Genomic DNA, 19,555 nt, shown 5'->3' with positions numbered 1-19,555 from the left:
CTTTGATTTCTGCCTTGAAATTTTATATTAGCATAGGTAAACCCCGAATTCATGGCTAAATCAGTATATACAGAAGAAAATATCAGATCACTGGACTGGAAGGAGCATATTCGCCTCAGGCCAGGTATGTATATTGGTAAACTTGGTGATGGCTCTTCCGCTGATGATGGAATTTATATCCTTTTAAAAGAAACCATTGACAATTGCATAGATGAATTTGTCATGGGTGCCGGCAAGACCATAGATATTTCCATTCAAGGTGAAAAGGTAGTGGTACGGGATTATGGAAGGGGAATTCCTTTGGGAAAGGTGGTAGATGTGGTTTCTAAAATGAATACAGGTGGAAAATATGACACTCGTGCATTTAAGAAATCAGTTGGTCTTAATGGTGTTGGAACTAAAGCTGTTAACGCCTTATCTGCTTTTTTCAGGGTAGAATCTAACCGGGATGGTAGATCTAAAACTGCTGAGTTTAAAGTCGGTGAATTGATAAATGAAGAGCTTTTAGAAGAAACTACCAGGAGAAGAGGCACTAAGATTACATTTATTCCCGATGAGGCTATATTTAAGAAATATAAATATCGGAACGAGTATGTGGAACGCATGCTCAGGAATTATGTGTATTTAAACCCGGGACTGACTATTATTTTTAATGGTGAAAAATTCTTTTCTGAAAACGGATTGAAGGATTTACTGGAAGACAATAACAGCAAAGAAGATTTGTTATACCCGATAATTCACTTAAAAGGAAATGATATTGAGGTGGCTATAACGCATAGTAAAACTCAATATAGTGAGGAGTACCATTCTTTTGTTAACGGACAGCACACCACACAGGGAGGTACGCACCAGGCTGCATTCAGGGAAGCTATTGTAAAAACCATTAGGGATTATTACGGGAAGAATTACGACGCTTCTGATGTTCGAAAATCGATAATTTCTGCTATTTCTATTAAGGTAATGGAACCTGTTTTTGAAAGTCAGACTAAAACCAAACTGGGATCAACGGATATGGGAGGTGACTTGCCTACTGTAAGAACTTATATTAATGATTTTGTAGGGAAACAGCTCGATAATTACCTGCATAAAAATCCGGAAACAGCCGAGAAAATTCAAAGGAAAATAGTCCAGGCAGAGAAAGAGCGCAAGGAACTTTCAGGAATACGAAAGTTAGCGCGTGAGAGAGCTAAAAAAGCAAGTCTGCATAACAAGAAATTACGCGATTGCAGGTTGCATTTAGGGGATATGAAAAGCGACAGGCGCCTTGAATCGACCTTGTTTATAACTGAAGGTGATTCAGCTTCCGGATCTATAACGAAATCCAGGGATGTTAATACCCAGGCCGTTTTTAGTTTGAGGGGTAAACCTCTTAATTCCTATGGAATGTCTAAGAAAATTGTGTATGAGAATGAAGAATTTAATCTCCTCCAGGCGGCATTGAATATTGAAGAATCCATGGAGGATTTGCGTTATAATAATATAGTTATTGCCACAGATGCGGATGTAGATGGGATGCATATTCGACTATTGCTTATAACATTCTTTCTCCAGTTTTTTCCGGAATTAATAAAAGAGAATCATTTATATATTTTACAAACCCCCTTATTCAGGGTAAGGAATAAGAAGGAAACCAGATACTGCTATAGTCCGGAAGAAAAGAATGAAGCTATGTCAAAGTTGACTGGGAAACTGGAAATTACCCGATTTAAAGGACTGGGTGAAATCTCTCCGGATGAGTTCAAGCATTTTATTGGAGATGATATTCGCCTGGAACCTGTAATGCTCGATAAAGCATTGTCCATTGAAGAACTTTTAAAGTTTTACATGGGAAAAAACACCCCGGATCGCCAGGAATTTATTATTGAAAACCTTAAAGTAGAAATTGACTTAATCGAAAGCAATTAACTATAAATAAGATTAATACTAGTCTCTATTAATGGAGGAGAATGAGGAAGTAAATGAAATGCACGAAGAAGACCTTGGAAATGGCCAGGAGGCACTGACCCGGGTTACGGGCATGTATAAAGATTGGTTTTTAGATTATGCTTCTTATGTTATATTAGAACGGGCAGTACCGGCTATCGAAGACGGATTTAAACCTGTACAGCGCAGAATAATGCATGCGCTTAAAGAGCTAGATGACGGCAGGTATAACAAAGTGGCTAATGTTGTGGGTCATACCATGCAATATCATCCCCATGGTGATGCCAGTATAGCAGATGCTATGGTCCAGATTGGCCAAAAAGATTTGCTAATTGATACCCAGGGGAATTGGGGTAATATTTTAACCGGTGACAGGGCAGCAGCCTCCCGATATATAGAAGCAAGGTTATCTAAATTTGCATTAGATGTAGTTTTTAGCCCGAAAATAACGGAATGGCAGGCCTCTTATGACGGAAGAAAAAAGGAACCGGTAAATCTTCCTGTTAAATTTCCATTGCTGTTGGCTCAAGGCGCAGAGGGTATAGCTGTCGGGCTCTCTACGAAGATACTTCCCCATAATTTTAATGAAATTATCGACGGCTCTATCAAACATCTGAAAGGTCAACGATTTAAATTATTTCCAGATTTTCCTACTGCAGGTATCATTGATGTAACCAATTACAATGATGGTTTAAGAGGAGGCAAAGTGAGGGTGAGGGCTAAAATTTCTCAGCTAAATAAAAACACCCTCGTTATTAATGAAATTCCCCATGGTACAAACACTTCTTCATTAATAGATTCTATTCTTAAAGCCAATGATAAAGGAAAGATCAAAATTAAAAAAATAGAGGATAATACGGCCGCACAGGTTGAGATATTAATTCATTTGCCTGGAGGAATTTCTCCGGATAAAACCATTGACGCCCTATATGCCTTTACATCTTGCGAATCGTCAATATCTCCCTTGGGATGTATTATAGAAGATAATAAGCCGCTGTTTATTGGGGTTACAGAAATGTTAAGACGATCTACAGACAATACTGTAGAAATGCTTAAAGCCGAATTGGAAATACAGTTGGCCGAATTACAGGAACAATGGCATTTTGCATCTCTGGAACGGATATTTATTGAAAATCGGATCTATAGGGATATTGAAGAGGAGGAAACCTGGAAAGGGGTTATTGGTGCAATAGATAAAGGACTGAAACCGCATATAAAGCACCTCAGAAGAAAGGTTACCGAAGAAGATATCGTAAGGCTTACAGAGATTCGCATTAAAAGAATATCCAAATTTGATCTGGATAAGGCACAGCAGTTTATTGATAGTCTGGAAGAAAAAATAGCGCAAACCAAAGACCACCTTGAAAATTTGATAGATTTCGCTATTGCCTATTTTAAGAATCTAAAAAGCAAATATGGCAAGGGCAGGGGACGTAAATCCGAAATCAGGATATTTGATGATATTGAGGCTACTAAAGTAGTAATACGCAATACGAAGCTCTATGTAAACCGGGAGGAAGGCTTTATTGGGACTTCCTTAAAGCGAGATGAGTACGTTACGGACTGCAGCGATATAGACAACATTATTGTATTTACTAAAAGTGGTAAAATGATGATCTCCAAGGTAGATTCAAAAATATTTGTTGGTAAAAACATCATTCATGTAGCCGTGTTTAAGAAAAAGGACAAGCGAACAACCTATAATATGATTTATAAGGATGGCCGAGGCGGATCTAGCTATGTAAAACGCTTTTTTGTGACCGGAATAACAAGAGATAAACTCTATGATCTGACAGCAGGTAAAAGCAATTCTGATGTTAGTTATTTTTCAGCAAATCCGAATGGCGAAGCAGAAATAGTGACGGTTCACCTGCGACAGGCGGCTAATATAAAAAAAACAAAATGGGATCTCGATTTTGCAGATGTCCTGATAAAAGGAAGAGGCTCCAAAGGCAATATTGTTACCAAATATGCCATAAAAAGGGTTGAACTTAAGGAAAAAGGACTTTCTACGCTTAAGCCTCGTAAACTATGGTTTGATGATACCGTTCAGCGGCTTAATGTTGATAGCCGGGGAGAACTGATGGGAGAGTTTACCAGTGAAGACCGCCTTCTTATTATTAATCAGAAGGGGATATTGAAAACGGTTATTCCGGAGCTGACCATGCGATTTGATGATGACATTATCGTTTTGGAAAAATGGATCCCCAACAAACCCATTTCAGTAATATATTGGGAAGGAGAAAAAGAATTGTTTTACATAAAACGATTTCTAGTTGAAAACTGCGACAAAGAAGAGAAAATTATAACAGACCATCCAAAATCATATCTGGAAAAAGTATTTACGGATTACAGGCCTATGGCAGAATTAGTCTATGCCAAGAAAAGAGGGATGGATCGGCAAGATAACCTGAAAGTTAATTTAGAGGAGTTCATTTCCGTTAAAGGTATTTCAGCGATGGGGAACAGGCTGACAAAAGATAAAATTTTGGAGATTAACGCTTTGGATCCCTTGCCTTACGAAGTCCCGGAAGTTCATGATACCATGGATATTGAAGTGGTGGATGAAGAGAATATCCTACCGGATATCAAAGATAAAAAGACCAAAACTGAGCAGCCAGCTAAAGTGACTGCCAAGAAAGATACCAAAACTAACAAAGGAGATGAAGACGGTCAGACAAAATTGTTTTAGTCGAAGATTAAGGTTCAATTGATTTTTATTAGAAAGAGCTGCTGCTAAACTTGTTATTAAACTATGTTTTGTCTATACTTACCAAATTTTCTCAAATAAAGAGATTACTACAATAAAATGCTATGGATTTTACAAACCCCCTCGTATACGGTATACCAAGTTTTATCGTCCTAATTATTATCGAACTGGCTTACAGCAAAACACACGGTAAGAAAACTTTATATTATTGGAAAGATCTGCTTGCCAGCGGTACAATGGGAGTTGGAGCAGCAATAATAGGGCCGTTGTTTAAAATAATTTTTGCAATAGCGCTTTTTGAGGTGACCTATGAATTTTTTAACCCTATAAGTGATGGGGTCCGGACCAACCTATTCGGTTACGAATCCTTTGGATATGCCTGGTATGTATGGGTGCTTTGCATGTTTGCCGATGATTTTACCTACTACTGTTTTCACCGTGCAAACCATGAAATAAGGCTATTTTGGGCAGGGCATATCGTCCATCATTCATCTGACAATTACAACCTTGGCACGGCCTTGCGAAATGGCTGGTTCACCATATTACATAAACCATTCTTTTATATGTGGATGCCGGCAATTGGATTTCCACCGGAAATGGTCCTTGTTTGTATTGGGATTGAGATAATGTGGCAATTTCAGTTGCATTCGGTTTATATACCTAAATTGGGTTTCCTCGAAAAAATACTCAATACGCACACCATGCACCAGGTGCATCATTCACAAAACGTCGAATATTTGGACAAAAATCATGGTGGTATACTTAATATTTTTGACAAAGTCTTCGGGACATGGAAAGAATTGGATGATGATACGGAAATTAAATATGGTGTCATTCATTCCCCAAATTCATATAACCCCATTGTTATTCTTACGCACGAGTATAAAGATATCTGGAAAGATGTAAAAAAATCGAGAAAACTGTCACATGCCCTTATGTATATCTTCGGCCCTCCGGGATGGAGCCATGACGGCAGTACTTTAACGGTAAGACAACAACAGAAGAATTTAGAAAATAATTGAACCACCTTAAATGAAGGCGATAGCTTACTGCTAATTTATTGGTAAACTATACGGATTGCGTTCTAACTCTTCTTTTCGGGATGTTCTTTAGGGACATTCTTTTTGCGAATCTTCATATTTAAAAACTCTACAAGTAAAGAGAAGGCTATCGCAAAATATAAGTAACCTTTTGGAATAGCTCCTATCTCCTGGTCAAAGATTTTAGCATGACTTAAATGGGCTGCTTCAGCAATAAGCATGAATCCTATTAGAATTAAAAAAGAAAGAGCCAAAATCTGCATGGAAGGATGATTGTTGATAAAAATCCGAATGGGATTGGCAAAAACCATCATGATAATAATAGAAATAACAACTGCAATAACCATTAGCACAAGAGCGTCCATAGGCTTGTTGCCGATGCCATTTGTCATACCAACGGCTGTTAAAATAGAATCAATGGAAAATATAAAATCAATTATCACAATTTGAACAATTGCCTTTGACAAACTGGTAAGGTTCTTGGATTTAAGCTCCTCTTCATCATGTTGGGGCATCTCAACCTTTTCATGAATTTCAGAAGTGCTTTTATATAAAAGGAAAATACCACCAAAAAACAGGATTAAAGCCTGACCGCTTATTCCTATAGAGATCCAGGACTGATTGATATAATAAAAAGGGATCTTTAGACCAATAAGAAAAGAAACCGCAAATAGCAATATGATACGCTGTAACATAGCCAGCAATAAACCAAAATTAGTGGCTTTTTTTTGATCTTTTGCCGGAAGCTTATTGGCTGCAATAGAAATAAATACTATGTTGTCTATACCTAAGACTATTTCAAGAAAAGTCAGGGTTAGCAATGCTACCCATGCGTCCGGACTGGTTAGAATATCAAACATGCTTATTTAACTTTTATAGCAGTTCCTACAGATTTTTTGGTACTTCCTACTATTCCATATTCAAAAGTATAGGAACTATCTGTCGTGGTCCGTATTTTCATATGAATGGATTTCTCTTCTGCCATATTCTTAGGATTTACCTTTTTAACAATATATTCGCAGTCATTTATCCACCTTACCGAAGAAGTATCGCTTTTACCTTCATAAAAATCGATTTCAATAGCATTTTGCCTAACAAATGTCGTGGTTTTTTCTACATCCTTTATAGTTGTAGTAAATGTGAAGGTACCATTTTTAAAAGCTTTACAGTTCCTCTCTGGCTGGTAACACGACAAATTAAGAGTTAAAATGAAAACAAAGAGATACTGCAATTTCATAAATGCAAAGTAATAAAATAGAACGGATTTCTATATCGGTTTTACTTGAAAATAATGAAGTATACTTGAATTATTTTGCATTTTTATTGAATACCTCAAAACTTCCGTCTTCATAGAATATAATTATCTTATTTATGGTCTTTGAAAGTGAAGACTGTACTGCTGAAGCAACTTTTTCATCCGGGGAGGGTAGGGAAGTTGGTTTTTTCGTAGTGGGGAAGGTGCCTTTTCCATTGAGCAGCCAATACAGGTTTACTTCAGGAAAAGATTTAACCACTTTCAAAACAAACTCAAGACTTGGTTTATTTCTGCCTGTGAGCAGGTGTGATATTGTAGATCTTTGGACTCCTATCTTATCCGCAAAAACAGAAGCAGAAAGCCCATAATAATTCAATATTATTTCCAATCGCCTAACGAATTCCTCTGTGTTTACCATTGTATAAAAACTAACCTATTGCATTGGCTAATCTAAAGATATGCATTACAATAAAAGTAAAATAAATTATATTAAACATATAAATAATAGTATTTAAAATACTGAAATACAGTATATTAAATAATAATTAACTAATAAGCACCAAAGCTGTTTACAAAAGTAATTATAGTTTGGAACCTTAATCGCTATTGTGTTTACAAATGTAACTAATTTTGTCACATTTGTAATTGTTTTTGCGTTTACATTTGTAATTCTAATTTATTTGGTAGTGACATTTTCTTCTTTAAATTATTCTGAAATAAAAGAGTTTACTGTGGAAGGCAGATATATCACCTTTACACAATTTCAAAACTTTTTCCGGAAAGAGGCTAATCGGCAAATAGTTTCTCCGATAGGGAAATCTGTTCAGAAGAAGGTCATTAATAAAATAACATTAGGGAGTGGAAAAATAAAAATATTAATGTGGTCCCAGATGCATGGTAACGAAACTACAACTACCAAGGCGTTGTTCGACTTAATAAATTATCTTCAGACCAACGCGGATTTAGCCAATTACATATTGTCATCAGTCACATTAACAATTGTCCCTCTCTTAAATCCTGATGGCGCTGTTTTGTTTACAAGGGAAAATGCCAATAAAATTGATTTAAACCGTGATGCCCTGGAATTAAGCCAACCAGAGAGTCGGGTTTTACGTGACCTGTATGATGAAATAGAGCCTGATTATTGTTTTAATCTTCATGACCAACGAACGATTTTTAATGTGGGTAATACGGAAAAGCCTGCAACATTGTCATTTTTAGCTCCTGCCCATGATGATCAAAGAAACATTTCCGTCAGCAGAGGCCGCAGTATGAAAATTATTGGGGGTATAAATAAAGCATTGACTTCAATAATACCAAATCAGATGGGAAGATACGATGACGCCTTTAATCCCAATTGCGTTGGGGATACGTTTCAAATGCTGGGCACACCTACCATTTTGTTTGAAGCAGGGCATTTTCCACTCGATTACGAAAGGGAGCGCACCAGGGAACTTATGTTTTATGCGATATTTAAGGCAATTTCAATCATAGCGGAATCTCAGATTGAAGAGCATAGCCTGGACAGTTATTTTGAAATTCCCGAAAACAACAAACAGTTTTTTGACGTATTAATCTCAAATGCACATCTGATCAATAGCAAATACGAACATAGATTAGGAATACTTTATAAAGAAGTTTTGAATAACGAGACGCTTCTTTTTAAACCTTTTATTGAGGCAACAGGGGAATTAAAGGAAAGCTTTGGCCATAAGTATTTGAATTGTGAGAACCAGGATGATCTCGACTTTCTAAAAGATAATCCCAAATTCCTTCAACTCCTATTTTAAATTTTATCACGAAAAACAGGCAAAATATTGCATATAACTCAAAAAAACGGTTCATTTATTACATTTAATTTCTTAATTTTACTGCTTAGTAAAAATTATTACAAAAAATGGGGAAAATAAAATTAGATGAAATAGATCATCAGATTCTGGATATGTTAATTGATAATACCAGAACACCTTTTACAGATATAGCAAAAAAATTACTGATATCTGCCGGGACAGTTCATGTTCGGGTTAAAAAAATGGAGGAAGCAGGCATTATTCGCGGATCTTCCCTCACCCTGGATTATGTGAAATTAGGATATTCGTTTATAGCCTATGTGGGGATTTTTCTGGAAAAGACACATCAGACTAAATTTGTTCTGGAACGCTTGAATCAAATCCCAAATGTTACCGTAGCACATATAACTACGGGTAAATTCAACATCTTTTGTAAAATTAGGGCCAAAGATACCACTCATGCTAAAAATATAATTTTTAAGATTGATGATATTGAAGGCATTAGCAGGACCGAAACTATGATTTCACTTGAAGAAAGTATAAATGACAAAAAGCGACTGATGCATACTATTTTCAATGAGTTGTAAACAGTAAGACCATTTCTTATGCCATTTTAAGTCCTTAAGTTATGCTTTTTTAGTAATATCTTGTCGTTCTCCTGGTGTAACCACTACCCTTTAATTTTCCCATTTTTATGAAAAATTCCGAACTCAAAAAAGAAGATTACAATCCCTATTATGAGCCATATATAGCAGCCTTAGGTGATGTACAACTTTTGGATATGTTAAAACGGCAACTGGTTAATTTTCCACAATTTATAGACAGTATACCTGAGGACAAATTTCATTACAGTTATCAGGAGGGTAAATGGACTGTTGCACAGGTTTTGCTACATATCCTGGATACGGAACGTGTATTTCAATATAGGGCCCTGCGGTTTGCCAGAAAAGATAAAACACCGCTTCCGGGTTTTGATCAGGATAAGTTTGTTATGGAATCCAATGCCGAAAATTGGACAAAGCAGGAAATGATTGATAATTACATAATAATACGTAAATCGACTATAGCGCTGTTTGAAAAATTACCGGAAGAAGCTTTGGCAAGGGTTGGTATTGCCAGTGATTCACCCATGAGTGTTGCGGCTCTGGGGTTTATTTGTTGCGGTCACCAAAAGCATCATAGAAACATCATACGGGAGCGATACCTATAAGACTATTCCAGGTCTTTGTCGTCCTCGTTCCCCAATTCAAGGTTAAGTTCAAGTGAAGTTTCTCCTACCGTCTCATCTTTAACAGCTTCAATCCCTTTGGCCAGGTCTTCGTCAAAATTAGCAATGAAATGTGATAGACTTTTGCTGATCTTTACAAGGTATAACGTATCATCAGTTTGAAGCTCAACAGCTTCTATAAATTCTCCTTTACTATTACGGAACGAAATTATATCCTCGTCTCCATATCCATCCGGATAGGATTCGATTAGAAGTAAGGCAATTTGGTGGTCTAATTTTTTGTAGTCTACAAGTACGCGTTTCATAAGAAGGTATTTGAATTTTACCGCTTTGGTTTTTATCTAATACCTAAACTATACTTTTTTTTCTCTCGAAAATTCAAAGAGTTGTAAAACTGCAATTTTAGTATATGTATAAGCTATTCTTTGTAGTATGAGAAAGCCTGGTTAAGGAGATCATCAGGAACTCTATTGTCAATCTGTGCCTCTCCAATCCTCTTTAAAAGAACAAAGTAAACACTGCCATGAGAATTCTTCTTATCGTATTTCAAAAGATTAATTATGGCATGGATGGCCTTATCGTCAAAATCAACTTTATCAAAATGTTTGAGGATGGTTTCCTTAATATCTACCAATTGGTTAATTCCCAAACCGGTAAGCTGATGCGACAAAAACGCCTCCATGATCATACCAATGGCAATTGCCTCACCATGTAATAAGGTGTCTCGTTCCGTATTCTCTAAAAAATAAGATTCAATGGCATGCCCCAGGGTATGGCCAAAATTCAAGATTCTTCTAAGGTTTTTTTCCCTGGGATCCTGACGGACCACCTCATTTTTTATGACTATGGAATCGTAAATATGATCCTCAAATTGTTCTGCGGAATCTACCTGTTTAAGGGTTCTCCAATAGGGCTCGCTTGTAATAAGGCCGTGTTTTAGCATTTCCGCAAACCCACTGTTTAATTGTCTCTTATCCAGTGTATTCAGGAATTTGGGAATGATCAGTACCATTTTAGGCTGGTTAATTACGCCAATCTGATTTTTTAACAAGCCCAGATCAACCCCCGTTTTTCCACCTACTGAGGCATCCACCATAGCCAGCAGGCTGGTGGGGATATTAATAAAATCTATTCCTCTTCTGAATGTAGATGCTACAAAACCACCTAAATCAGTGATGACCCCTCCCCCCAGGTTTATGAGCAAGCTCTGCCTGTCTGAACCTTTTTCAGATAAGGCATTCCAAACTTTCATGCACGATGAAATACTTTTGTTTATTTCACCCGATTCAATCTCCACCACCTCAAATTTGGTTTTGCCACCAATGCTGGCCAAAAAGATGGGAAGACAGTGTTCGCGTGTATTCTCATCTACCAGAATAAAAACACTGGAATAGTTTGTTCTTTTCAGAAGATCTTCCAGGGCTTCATATCCCATATAATTGAAATGGATTTGGGCAGAAAATGAGGTAATTGATTCCATTGGATATAATTTATCGTGCCTTTCAGGCTATTCTCAAAGAGGCGAAACTATTAAAAACAAACTACAAAATAAAGGCTATTTTTTAGTAAATGAATACAATTTCTGTTATTATATTTGAATTAGTAACTTTTTCATAATAATGGACAGAATTTTTGAAGATACCTCAACTGCATTTTCACTTAAATCGGATTCTGAATTAGAGCGTGCCTATTTTCTTTTTAAGATGATCGCCAATGAACCACTGGTTAAAATAGGCACGGCCATGACTAATTTTGCGCTGAAAGCAAAATTACCGGTTGACGGTCTTATCCGGGCTACGGTATTCGATCATTTTTGTGGCGGTGTGAGTGAGGAAGATTGTATGTCGGTCGTGGATAAAATGTGGACTGAAGGGGTTAGCTCTGTGCTCGACTATTCAGTTGAGGGTAAGGAAACAGAAGATCCGCTCGATGCCGCACTTGAGAAAAACCTGAAGATATTGGATTTTGTAAAGGAGTTGGATGCCATTCCTTTTGCTGTTTTTAAACCAAGTGGATATGGCAGGTTTGCATTGTTTCAGAAAATCAGCGAAGGAAAGCCTTTGACTAAAAAAGAGGAACAGGAATGGGGAAGGGTAGTGGGCCGTTTTGAGTCGACATGTAAGAAAGCGTATGATCTCGATGTTCCGCTGTTAATAGATGCCGAAGAAAGCTGGATGCAGGATGCAGCGGATGATCTGGTTGAAGAAATGATGCTTAAATACAACAAAGAAAAGGCAATAGTTTTTAATACGCTGCAACTGTATCGCTGGGATCGCCTGGATTATCTGAAAAAACTACATGCGAAAGCCCGTAAAGAAGATTTTAAGATTGGAATCAAGACCGTGCGCGGGGCTTATATGGAAAAGGAAAATGAAAGAGCTGAAGAAAATAAGTATCCCACACCAATTTGTGCTACAAAGGCTGATACTGATGTTAATTATGATACTACGGTGGCCTATATCGTAGATCACCTGGACCGGATCTCACTTTTTTCAGGGACTCATAATGAATTGAGTTCGTATAAGCTCATGGAGTTAATGGAGGAAAAAGGGATTGCCCATAATGATGACCGCATTTGGTTTGGACAGCTATTTGGCATGAGTGATCATATCTCGTTCAACCTCGCTAAGAAAGGCTTTAATGTGGCCAAGTACCTGCCTTTCGGTCCTGTCCGTGATGTAATGCCATATCTGATACGGCGTGCGGAAGAAAACACATCTGTTGCAGGGCAGACGAACAGGGAATTGGAACTCCTAAAGAAAGAACGGATCCGAAGAAAAATATAGGTAATTTCTGTTGCTATCTTCATTGTATTGGGTTTTGCTCAATTTCAGTTCTGGAATTACCCAATTGCATCTATTAAAATCATCATAGTATTTAATCCATAATAAAAGTTTAGTACAATCTAGTTGTAGGATAAACGTTACATTTTATAAATACTTCAATTAAAGTAATAGTTATATTTGATTTGCTATTTAAACTCTTTTATGAATTTTTTCTGGACTTGTCTTCATAGGGTTTTGATTTTTAACTCCCTCATAGTATTTCTTTGTTGCTTTACGAGTTTAAATGCACAGGAATTTTCTAGTGAAAGTCTATTTGAAATGTCTTTTGATTCTTTGCGAAAAATAGAAGATAGTTTGGGTTATGAATCCCCATATATACCGGAAGTACTAAAAGTTCATACGAAGAAGGCAAAATATTTCAATGATACCTTGGAATTGTTTGAAGCATATTGGATAAATGCTTTGATTAATGAATTTGAAAATGAAGGGAAAACCTATGTCGATTCCATGATTCTTCTATCTGAGAAACTAAAAGATAAGCAATACTTAGCTATCGCACATTATACTAAAGGCGGTTTACTTTATCGGTTAGATAGACCACAAGAAGCTATTGATGAAGCTATAAGGAGCTATGAACTTGCAGCCTTGGCTAACTATCATTTAGGCATTTTTAAGTCATTAACTCTTATTGCTGCATTAAAGAGTCAACATGGAGAGGAGGATGAAGCCATTTATATGGATATACAAGCATTAAATTATCTTAAAAACCACAAGGATCAAATTGAAGAATATGATGTACACCACCTGTTAATGCTTGATAATATTTCTAGGACCTATGTGCATAATAAAAAACTTGATACAGCAGCTTATTATACGAATAGTGGTATAGAATTAGCTAGTAAATTAGAAGACAAACATTCCCTACACAGATTTAAACGGTTACAGGGACAAATCAATTATTACAACAATAATTTGGTAAAGGCCAGAGACACGCTTTATAAGTACATCATTTCGGCGCAAGGAATTTCCAAAGCTGATAGCTATTATTATCTGGGAATGATTGAAGGAAAATTTGGTTTTAATGATAATAAGCGGAAATATTTCAAAAGCATTGATAGCATTTTGGCGGTTGAAGGTCTACCAATAATTGATAATGTAAAAGAAATATATCAATTCTTACTAAAAGATGCCCATCATAATAATGATAAACTTGAAGGAATATACTTGAACAGGCTTTTCCATTATGACAGCCTTATTGAATCCACAAATAAGAAAATTAAAAATATCACCTTAACCAAATTTGAACTCCCATTAAGAGAGCTGGAAAATAAAAATAATTTTGATAAAATTGAAAGAAAGAACAAAGCACTTACTATCCTCTATATAGTAGTGGGCTTTATCCTGGCAGTACTTTTATTCTTTATCTCCAGATATATCAAAGTAAAGATCCTTTTAAAAAGACTGATGAATGAAGATATTGAGCCCATTTCTGAAGTTAACAATATCGTAGATGCGAAAAACATAAATATCGATAAGGAAGTTATTGAAAGGACCCTTTTAAAACTTGATGATTGGGAGGATAAGAAAGGATTTTTAGATAAGAACATTGACCAGAGTTCTTTGGCCAAAGAACTTGACACTAATAGTACTTACCTATCGAGGATCATAAATACCTATAAAAAACAAAGCTTCTCTAGTTACATTAAAGATTTAAGGGTGACCTATGCTATTAATTACGTGAAGAAAAACCCTGCCATTGTTCAGACAAAATCAATGATTCAATTAGCCGAATCTTTCGGTTTTAGTTCCTTAGATGTTTTCAATAGGGCATTTAAATTTAAAGTAGGTTTAACTCCAGCAGTATTTTTTAAGCAAATAAAAAAAAGCAATTTATAAATTGAGTAGCTAATTTGTAAATAGCGGAAAATTCAATTTGCATTTCTATTGAGATAAAAGCATTTTTATTTCCATGGAAATTTTCCCAAAAGAAATAATAGAAAATACGGTACAGGCTTATGTGCCAAAGAATAAAACTAAAAGCAAAGTTATCTATGGCATAATACTACTTTTATTATGTACGGTATTTATTTCTCTTCCCTTCATTAAAATTAAAATTTATACAACCTCAAGGGGCGTCATTAAACCAGACCAGGAACGTATTGCAATTAACAGTATAAATTCAGGTAAGGTTTTGTATTCTGATATGCATAGTAATAAATATGTAAAACAAGGAGATGTTTTACTTGCTATCAAAAGTGATGTGCTCGATGATCAGATTGCGTTAACGGAATATGAAACTCAAAAATTTACGGTGCAAAGTGAAGATTTGAAATATTTGATTAATGATAAGAATATAAGCTCAGGTAAAATTAAGTCGCCAAAATATCGCAAAGAATATTTTCAATATCAAGAAAAGAAAAATGAATATAACACCCGCTTAAAAAAAATAAAGGTTGATTATGAGCGAAACAAACTATTATTATCCAAAGGTGTCATCGCTAAGGTTGAATATGAAGATATAAAACTGGAATATGACTTGGCTCTAAATTCTTTCTATCAATTCAGAAATCAACAAATAAGTACCTGGCAAGCAACTTTATCAGAATTAGAGACTTTTTTAATAACGACTGGGAATAAAAATTCTCAATACAAAAAAGCTAAGAGCGAGTATATCATTACTGCTCCATTAGATGGCACATTAATCAACATATCAGGAATAGAAAAAGGGAGTATTATTTCATCTGGTGCCATCTTAGGAGAAATATCTCCGGACACTGAACTTTTGGCGGAGTGCTACATAAGCCCCTTGGATATTGGTCTTATCCGCGAATCAAAGCCGGTGAGATTTCAAATTGACGCTTTTAATTACAACCAATGGGGCCTAGCGACAGGAAATATTATAGACATATCTGAAGATGTTGAAATCATTGACAACCAACCTATTTTTAAGGCAAAATGTAGAATAAATGAAGAATACCTACTATTGAAGAATGGCGCTAAAGGTAAGTTAGGTAAAGGAATGACGTTCAATGCCAGATTTGAACTTGCTGAACGAAGTTTATACCAATTATTATATGATAAAATAGATGATTGGATAAATCCCGGATTAGAAGATAAAGTAGCTTCTACAAAATAGTATGGCAAAGAAAACAATCAAACAACACGATATTACGGACTGCGGGGCTGCCTGCCTGGCGTCCATAGCAGCACATTATAATTTTCAAATACCCATTTCAAGAATAAGGCAATACGCAGGTACTGATAAAAAAGGGACAAATGTATATGGCCTAATAAAAGCAGCCGAAAAGCTTGGCTTTGAAGCGAAAGGAGTTAGGGGTGACTTCGATAGCTTGTTTAAAATACCAAAACCTGCTATTGCACATGTCATTGTTAATGAAAGACTTCATCACTATGTGGTCATATATGAGGCAACTAAAAAGTACATTAAAGTCATGGATCCTGGTACGGGTAAAATGGAAAAACGAACAATTGAAGCATTTAAAAAAGAATGGACAGGAGTTTTGGTATTGTTATTACCCAATGAAGAATTCACCGAGAGTAATGAAAAAACATCAGTTTTTAAACGCTTTTGGTATTTATTAATGCCACACAGAACCGTGCTTACTCAAGCCTTTTTTGGTGCTTTGATATATACGTTATTGGGTTTTTCTACTTCAATTTACATTCAAAAAATAACAGATTTTGTTTTGGTTGATGGTAATTCAAATCTTTTAAACCTGCTTAGTGTAGCAATGATTGTTTTATTAATTGCTCGTGTACTAATAGGGGTTTTTAAAGATATATTTCTAATCAAAACTGGTCAACAGATTGACGCCAGATTAATCTTAGGCTATTATAAACACCTGATGAGATTGCCACAGCAATTTTTTGATACCATGCGTGTTGGGGAAATTATATCAAGAATTAATGATGCGGTAAAAATTAGAAACTTCATAAATGGAGTAGCATTGAATCTAACTGTCAATATCTTAATAGTATTTTTCTCATTTGCCCTAATGTTTAGCTATTATTGGAAGCTTGCCCTTTTGATGACTATTATAATACCTATATACCTTTTACTTTACTTCATAGTCAACCGCTTAAACAAAAAAGTGGAACGTAAAGTGATGGAACAATCTGCTAATTTGGAAAGTCAATTGGTTGAATCATTGAATTCAGTGGGAACAATAAAAAGATTTGGACTGGAAGACTTCGCGAATGTTAAAACAGAAACCGGTTTTGTTCGTCTTTTAAAAACAGGTTATAAATCGGCCTTAAATAGTGTTTTTTCCGGGACAAGTTCAAATACAATTGCACAAATATTCACCATCATATTACTTTGGTCGGGATCTGGTTTTGTTATTGAAAGGCAAATCACACCGGGGGAACTCCTATCCTTTTACGCTATTGTGGGCTATTTTACCGGACCTATGATTAGTCTTATTGGTGCAAATAAAGAAATCCAAAACGCATTGATTGCAGCCGACAGATTATTTGAGATTTTGGACCTGGAGCGTGAAGAAGTTGAAAATAAAATAGAGCTTACCAAGAGTAGTTTAGGGGATATCAAATTTAAAGATGTCAATTTTAGCTATGGTACCAGGACTGAGGTATTTCAAAAGTTTAGTGTAAACATTGAAAAAGGAAAAATTACAGCTTTGGTTGGTGAAAGTGGTTCAGGTAAGTCAACTCTGATGTCTTTATTGCAAAACATATATGCGATTAACAAAGGCAGCATTACAATTGGAAATATTGATTTAAAATACATTGACAATGACAGTTTGCGTAAACTTGTAAGCGTTGTACCTCAAAAAATTGATCTATTTGCAGGGAATATTATTGAAAACATAGCGGTTGGCGAATTTGAACCCGATATGGATTTTATACTAAAAATATGCCAGGACATTGGAATTTTAGATTTTATAGAGAGTTTACCCGCCGGATTCAACACCTATTTAGGTGAAAACGGAGCAACGTTATCAGGAGGACAAAAACAACGAATTGCTATAGCACGGGCTTTGTATAAAAAGCCAGAAGTTTTGGTCTTGGATGAAGCTACGTCCTCTTTAGATAGTAGTTCTGAAAATTTTGTCCAAAAAACCATTGACAAATTAAGGTCAGAGAATAAGACCATTGTAATAATTGCCCATAGGCTGAGTACAGTGGTCAATTCTGATAAAATCGTTGTTCTTGAGAACGGAGAAGTACTAGAGCAAGGTTCACATGAGGTCCTATTTGAAAAAAAAGGAGCGTATTACAATCTATGGGGTAAACAATTACCAAAATTTATTTTAAAGTTGAAATCAGCCAGTTGAATATTAAATATCAATTATATGAAGCAGATAGTAAAGCAATTAGCATTATTGGAAAGGGTAGATCAATTGATCCGCCTAAAGGCTACGGGTCGTCCAAATCAACTTGCCAGGCGCTTGCAGGTATCGGAGGCAACAGTCTTTAGAATAATTGATACGATGAAGGAAATGAATGCCCCAGTTTGCTATGACTTAACAAGGCAAAGCTATATATATGAAGCTCCTACTAAATTTAAATGCGGTTTTTATTTAGAAGTTTTAGATGAAGCGCAAGAAAAAAATCTATCTGGGGGAATTGCTTTTATAAAAATGCCAAAATTGCTATCCTTTTAAAATACAATATATCAACTAAAAATTTTAAATGCAGCAGGTGTTCCATAGACAACTCTATTTTTTGGAATTTTGAATGGTCAGAAGTAGGGAAGGGGTGGAATGGTATAATTTCTTCCCCTATGCTATTGTAGTTATTTAACAATTTTCTTAGCATGACTATCAATATTTGAGAGTGATTGCCACCATATTTGAAGTGTAAGACAAAGCGGTAAAAGAATACTTTCGCTTTGATTACAAAAAAAATAGTAAAATTTTAAAAATTTTAAAATGGAAAATTTAAATGTTAAACAATTAAGCGAAAAAGAAAGCCTAAGTTTAAATGGCGGTCATTTTAGCGGTGGACCACAAACTGAAATAGCGAATATGGCAATGCTCAGCATAAATGCTGCGGTAGGTTTTTTGACAGGAGCTTTTGGAGCCTACGATCTTTTTAACTAAAAAATTATATATCATGAAAAATTTTATGGAACTAAGTGAAGTAGAAACTAGAAATATTTATGGAGGAACGGAAAATAGATGGTCATATTATGTAGGTTTTGCCATAGGTGCAGCAATAGGCACTTCCCTAGCTTTAGCTGAAGATGTATTCAACGCCATTAATGGTATTGTAGAAGAGATGTAATGTCAAAAGTTGTATGCTATTTCCCGACAGTAGGTATTATTTATTCCTACTGTCGGAAATATTGATTATACTTATTTTATTTAACAATAAATGTAGAGTTGAGGGAAATAATAGAAATTATAATATCTCCTTTTTTGGATTTTTATGGGAGTATTAGTTGCTTACTTATTGTTTGAACTATAACTGCCTGCTATTCGAATTATATCTATTTTGTTATAGACAAGTTTTTCGATTAGGTAAAATGAATTTATCGTTTTACATTAATTAAGACAGCTTCGCAACTAGACAGGTCAGAATTCAGCACAATATTTTCCGAATTGCTACCATCTTTAATTTCAATAGAGACCGTGTTTGGTGGAAAATTACCCAGGTTATGGGCGTAGAGAAATAAATCATTGGTGGCAGTTGGGTTAAGCTTAACCTCAAAACTCTTTTTCTTATAAGTGAGTACGTGCTTGCCCACTACCTCTTCACCATTTAGGTATATAGAAACGATATCACCATCTTGTCTCCCGTGATCGTAAAGATTAATAATGATGTTTTCGTTCTCAACCAT

Annotated in this window: 19 protein-coding genes; 13 read left to right on the top strand and 6 right to left on the bottom strand. The window is 35.6% G+C overall.

The window, feature by feature from the left end; translation table 11 throughout:
• The first annotated feature begins 51 nt into the window (after positions 1–51).
• The 3 genes from Q0X77_RS03620 to Q0X77_RS03610 all read left to right on the top strand — a co-directional run bounded on the left by Q0X77_RS03620 (position 52) and on the right by Q0X77_RS03610 (position 5,655).
• The gene (locus Q0X77_RS03620; protein WP_297793130.1) at positions 52–1,905 is read left to right on the top strand and encodes a DNA topoisomerase IV subunit B; all 1,854 of its coding nucleotides are present in this window, start codon (positions 52–54) and stop codon (positions 1,903–1,905) included.
• A 31-nt stretch (positions 1,906–1,936) separates the two neighbouring features.
• Positions 1,937–4,615: a DNA gyrase/topoisomerase IV subunit A gene (locus Q0X77_RS03615; RefSeq protein ID WP_297793127.1), complete on the top strand. Its 2,679-nt coding sequence runs from the start codon at positions 1,937–1,939 to the stop codon at positions 4,613–4,615.
• 122 nt (positions 4,616–4,737) lie between these two features.
• Positions 4,738–5,655 carry a sterol desaturase family protein gene (locus tag Q0X77_RS03610; protein ID WP_297793124.1) on the top strand — a complete coding sequence of 306 codons (918 nt, stop codon included), beginning with the start codon at positions 4,738–4,740 and terminating at the stop codon, positions 5,653–5,655.
• 62 nt (positions 5,656–5,717) lie between these two features.
• Here the strand turns inward: Q0X77_RS03610 and Q0X77_RS03605 are convergent, their stop codons facing one another.
• From Q0X77_RS03605 to Q0X77_RS03595, 3 genes are all read right to left on the bottom strand, one after another.
• Entirely contained in the window at positions 5,718–6,533 is an 816-nt protein-coding gene (locus Q0X77_RS03605; RefSeq protein ID WP_297793121.1) for a TerC family protein, read from the bottom strand.
• 2 nt (positions 6,534–6,535) lie between these two features.
• A complete protein-coding gene (locus Q0X77_RS03600) occupies positions 6,536–6,910 on the bottom strand; it encodes a DNA topoisomerase IV (RefSeq protein ID WP_297793118.1) in 375 nt (124 codons plus the stop codon).
• Between the two features lie 70 nt (positions 6,911–6,980).
• A complete protein-coding gene (locus Q0X77_RS03595) occupies positions 6,981–7,346 on the bottom strand; it encodes a helix-turn-helix transcriptional regulator (RefSeq protein ID WP_297793115.1) in 366 nt (121 codons plus the stop codon).
• A gap of 190 nt (positions 7,347–7,536) precedes the next feature.
• Here Q0X77_RS03595 and Q0X77_RS03590 point away from each other — a divergent pair, with 190 nt between their 5' ends.
• From Q0X77_RS03590 to Q0X77_RS03580, 3 genes are all read left to right on the top strand, one after another.
• Positions 7,537–8,718 carry a M14 metallopeptidase family protein gene (locus tag Q0X77_RS03590; protein WP_297793113.1) on the top strand — a complete coding sequence of 394 codons (1,182 nt, stop codon included), beginning with the start codon at positions 7,537–7,539 and terminating at the stop codon, positions 8,716–8,718.
• Between the two features lie 107 nt (positions 8,719–8,825).
• Entirely contained in the window at positions 8,826–9,305 is a 480-nt protein-coding gene (locus Q0X77_RS03585) for a winged helix-turn-helix transcriptional regulator (protein ID WP_297793111.1), read from the top strand.
• A 107-nt stretch (positions 9,306–9,412) separates the two neighbouring features.
• Positions 9,413–9,928 carry a DinB family protein gene (locus tag Q0X77_RS03580; RefSeq protein WP_297793108.1) on the top strand — a complete coding sequence of 172 codons (516 nt, stop codon included), beginning with the start codon at positions 9,413–9,415 and terminating at the stop codon, positions 9,926–9,928.
• Positions 9,929–9,930: 2 nt separating this feature from the next.
• On the opposite strand, the gene Q0X77_RS03575 is transcribed toward Q0X77_RS03580, so the two are convergent.
• Both Q0X77_RS03575 and aroB read right to left on the bottom strand, forming a co-directional pair.
• A complete protein-coding gene (locus Q0X77_RS03575; RefSeq protein WP_297793105.1) occupies positions 9,931–10,251 on the bottom strand; it encodes a hypothetical protein in 321 nt (106 codons plus the stop codon).
• A 113-nt stretch (positions 10,252–10,364) separates the two neighbouring features.
• Positions 10,365–11,426, bottom strand: a complete 1,062-nt coding sequence (gene aroB, locus Q0X77_RS03570; RefSeq protein WP_297793102.1) for a 3-dehydroquinate synthase — start codon at positions 11,424–11,426, stop codon at positions 10,365–10,367.
• A gap of 139 nt (positions 11,427–11,565) precedes the next feature.
• On the opposite strand from aroB, the gene Q0X77_RS03565 reads away from it, so the two are divergent.
• The 7 genes from Q0X77_RS03565 (at position 11,566) to Q0X77_RS03535 (ending at position 18,999) form a co-directional block, all read left to right on the top strand.
• On the top strand, positions 11,566–12,732 hold the full coding sequence (locus Q0X77_RS03565) for a proline dehydrogenase family protein (protein ID WP_297793100.1): 1,167 nt from the start codon (positions 11,566–11,568) through the stop codon (positions 12,730–12,732).
• Positions 12,733–13,194: 462 nt separating this feature from the next.
• A complete protein-coding gene (locus Q0X77_RS03560; protein ID WP_297793097.1) occupies positions 13,195–14,628 on the top strand; it encodes an AraC family transcriptional regulator in 1,434 nt (477 codons plus the stop codon).
• A gap of 73 nt (positions 14,629–14,701) precedes the next feature.
• The gene (locus Q0X77_RS03555) at positions 14,702–15,868 is read left to right on the top strand and encodes an HlyD family efflux transporter periplasmic adaptor subunit (protein ID WP_297793095.1); all 1,167 of its coding nucleotides are present in this window, start codon (positions 14,702–14,704) and stop codon (positions 15,866–15,868) included.
• 1 nt (position 15,869) lies between these two features.
• Complete coding sequence (locus Q0X77_RS03550) at positions 15,870–18,047, top strand: peptidase domain-containing ABC transporter (protein ID WP_297793091.1); 2,178 nt, start codon at positions 15,870–15,872, stop codon at positions 18,045–18,047.
• 18 nt (positions 18,048–18,065) lie between these two features.
• Positions 18,066–18,377 carry a hypothetical protein gene (locus Q0X77_RS03545; protein WP_297793088.1) on the top strand — a complete coding sequence of 104 codons (312 nt, stop codon included), beginning with the start codon at positions 18,066–18,068 and terminating at the stop codon, positions 18,375–18,377.
• 267 nt (positions 18,378–18,644) lie between these two features.
• The gene (locus tag Q0X77_RS03540; protein ID WP_297793085.1) at positions 18,645–18,815 is read left to right on the top strand and encodes a hypothetical protein; all 171 of its coding nucleotides are present in this window, start codon (positions 18,645–18,647) and stop codon (positions 18,813–18,815) included.
• 13 nt (positions 18,816–18,828) lie between these two features.
• On the top strand, positions 18,829–18,999 hold the full coding sequence (locus tag Q0X77_RS03535; protein ID WP_297793082.1) for a Blp family class II bacteriocin: 171 nt from the start codon (positions 18,829–18,831) through the stop codon (positions 18,997–18,999).
• Positions 19,000–19,246: 247 nt separating this feature from the next.
• Here the strand turns inward: Q0X77_RS03535 and Q0X77_RS03530 are convergent.
• Positions 19,247–19,555, bottom strand: a 309-nt coding sequence (locus Q0X77_RS03530) for a hypothetical protein (RefSeq protein ID WP_297793080.1), incomplete at its 5' end; no start/stop codon positions are given.

Origin of the sequence: uncultured Eudoraea sp., assembly GCF_947258925.1 — a bacterium.
Taxonomy (GTDB): Bacteria; Bacteroidota; Bacteroidia; order Flavobacteriales; family Flavobacteriaceae; genus Eudoraea.
The sequence above is the reverse complement of the archived record's forward strand: the minus strand, read 5'-3'. Positions and strand labels throughout refer to the sequence as shown.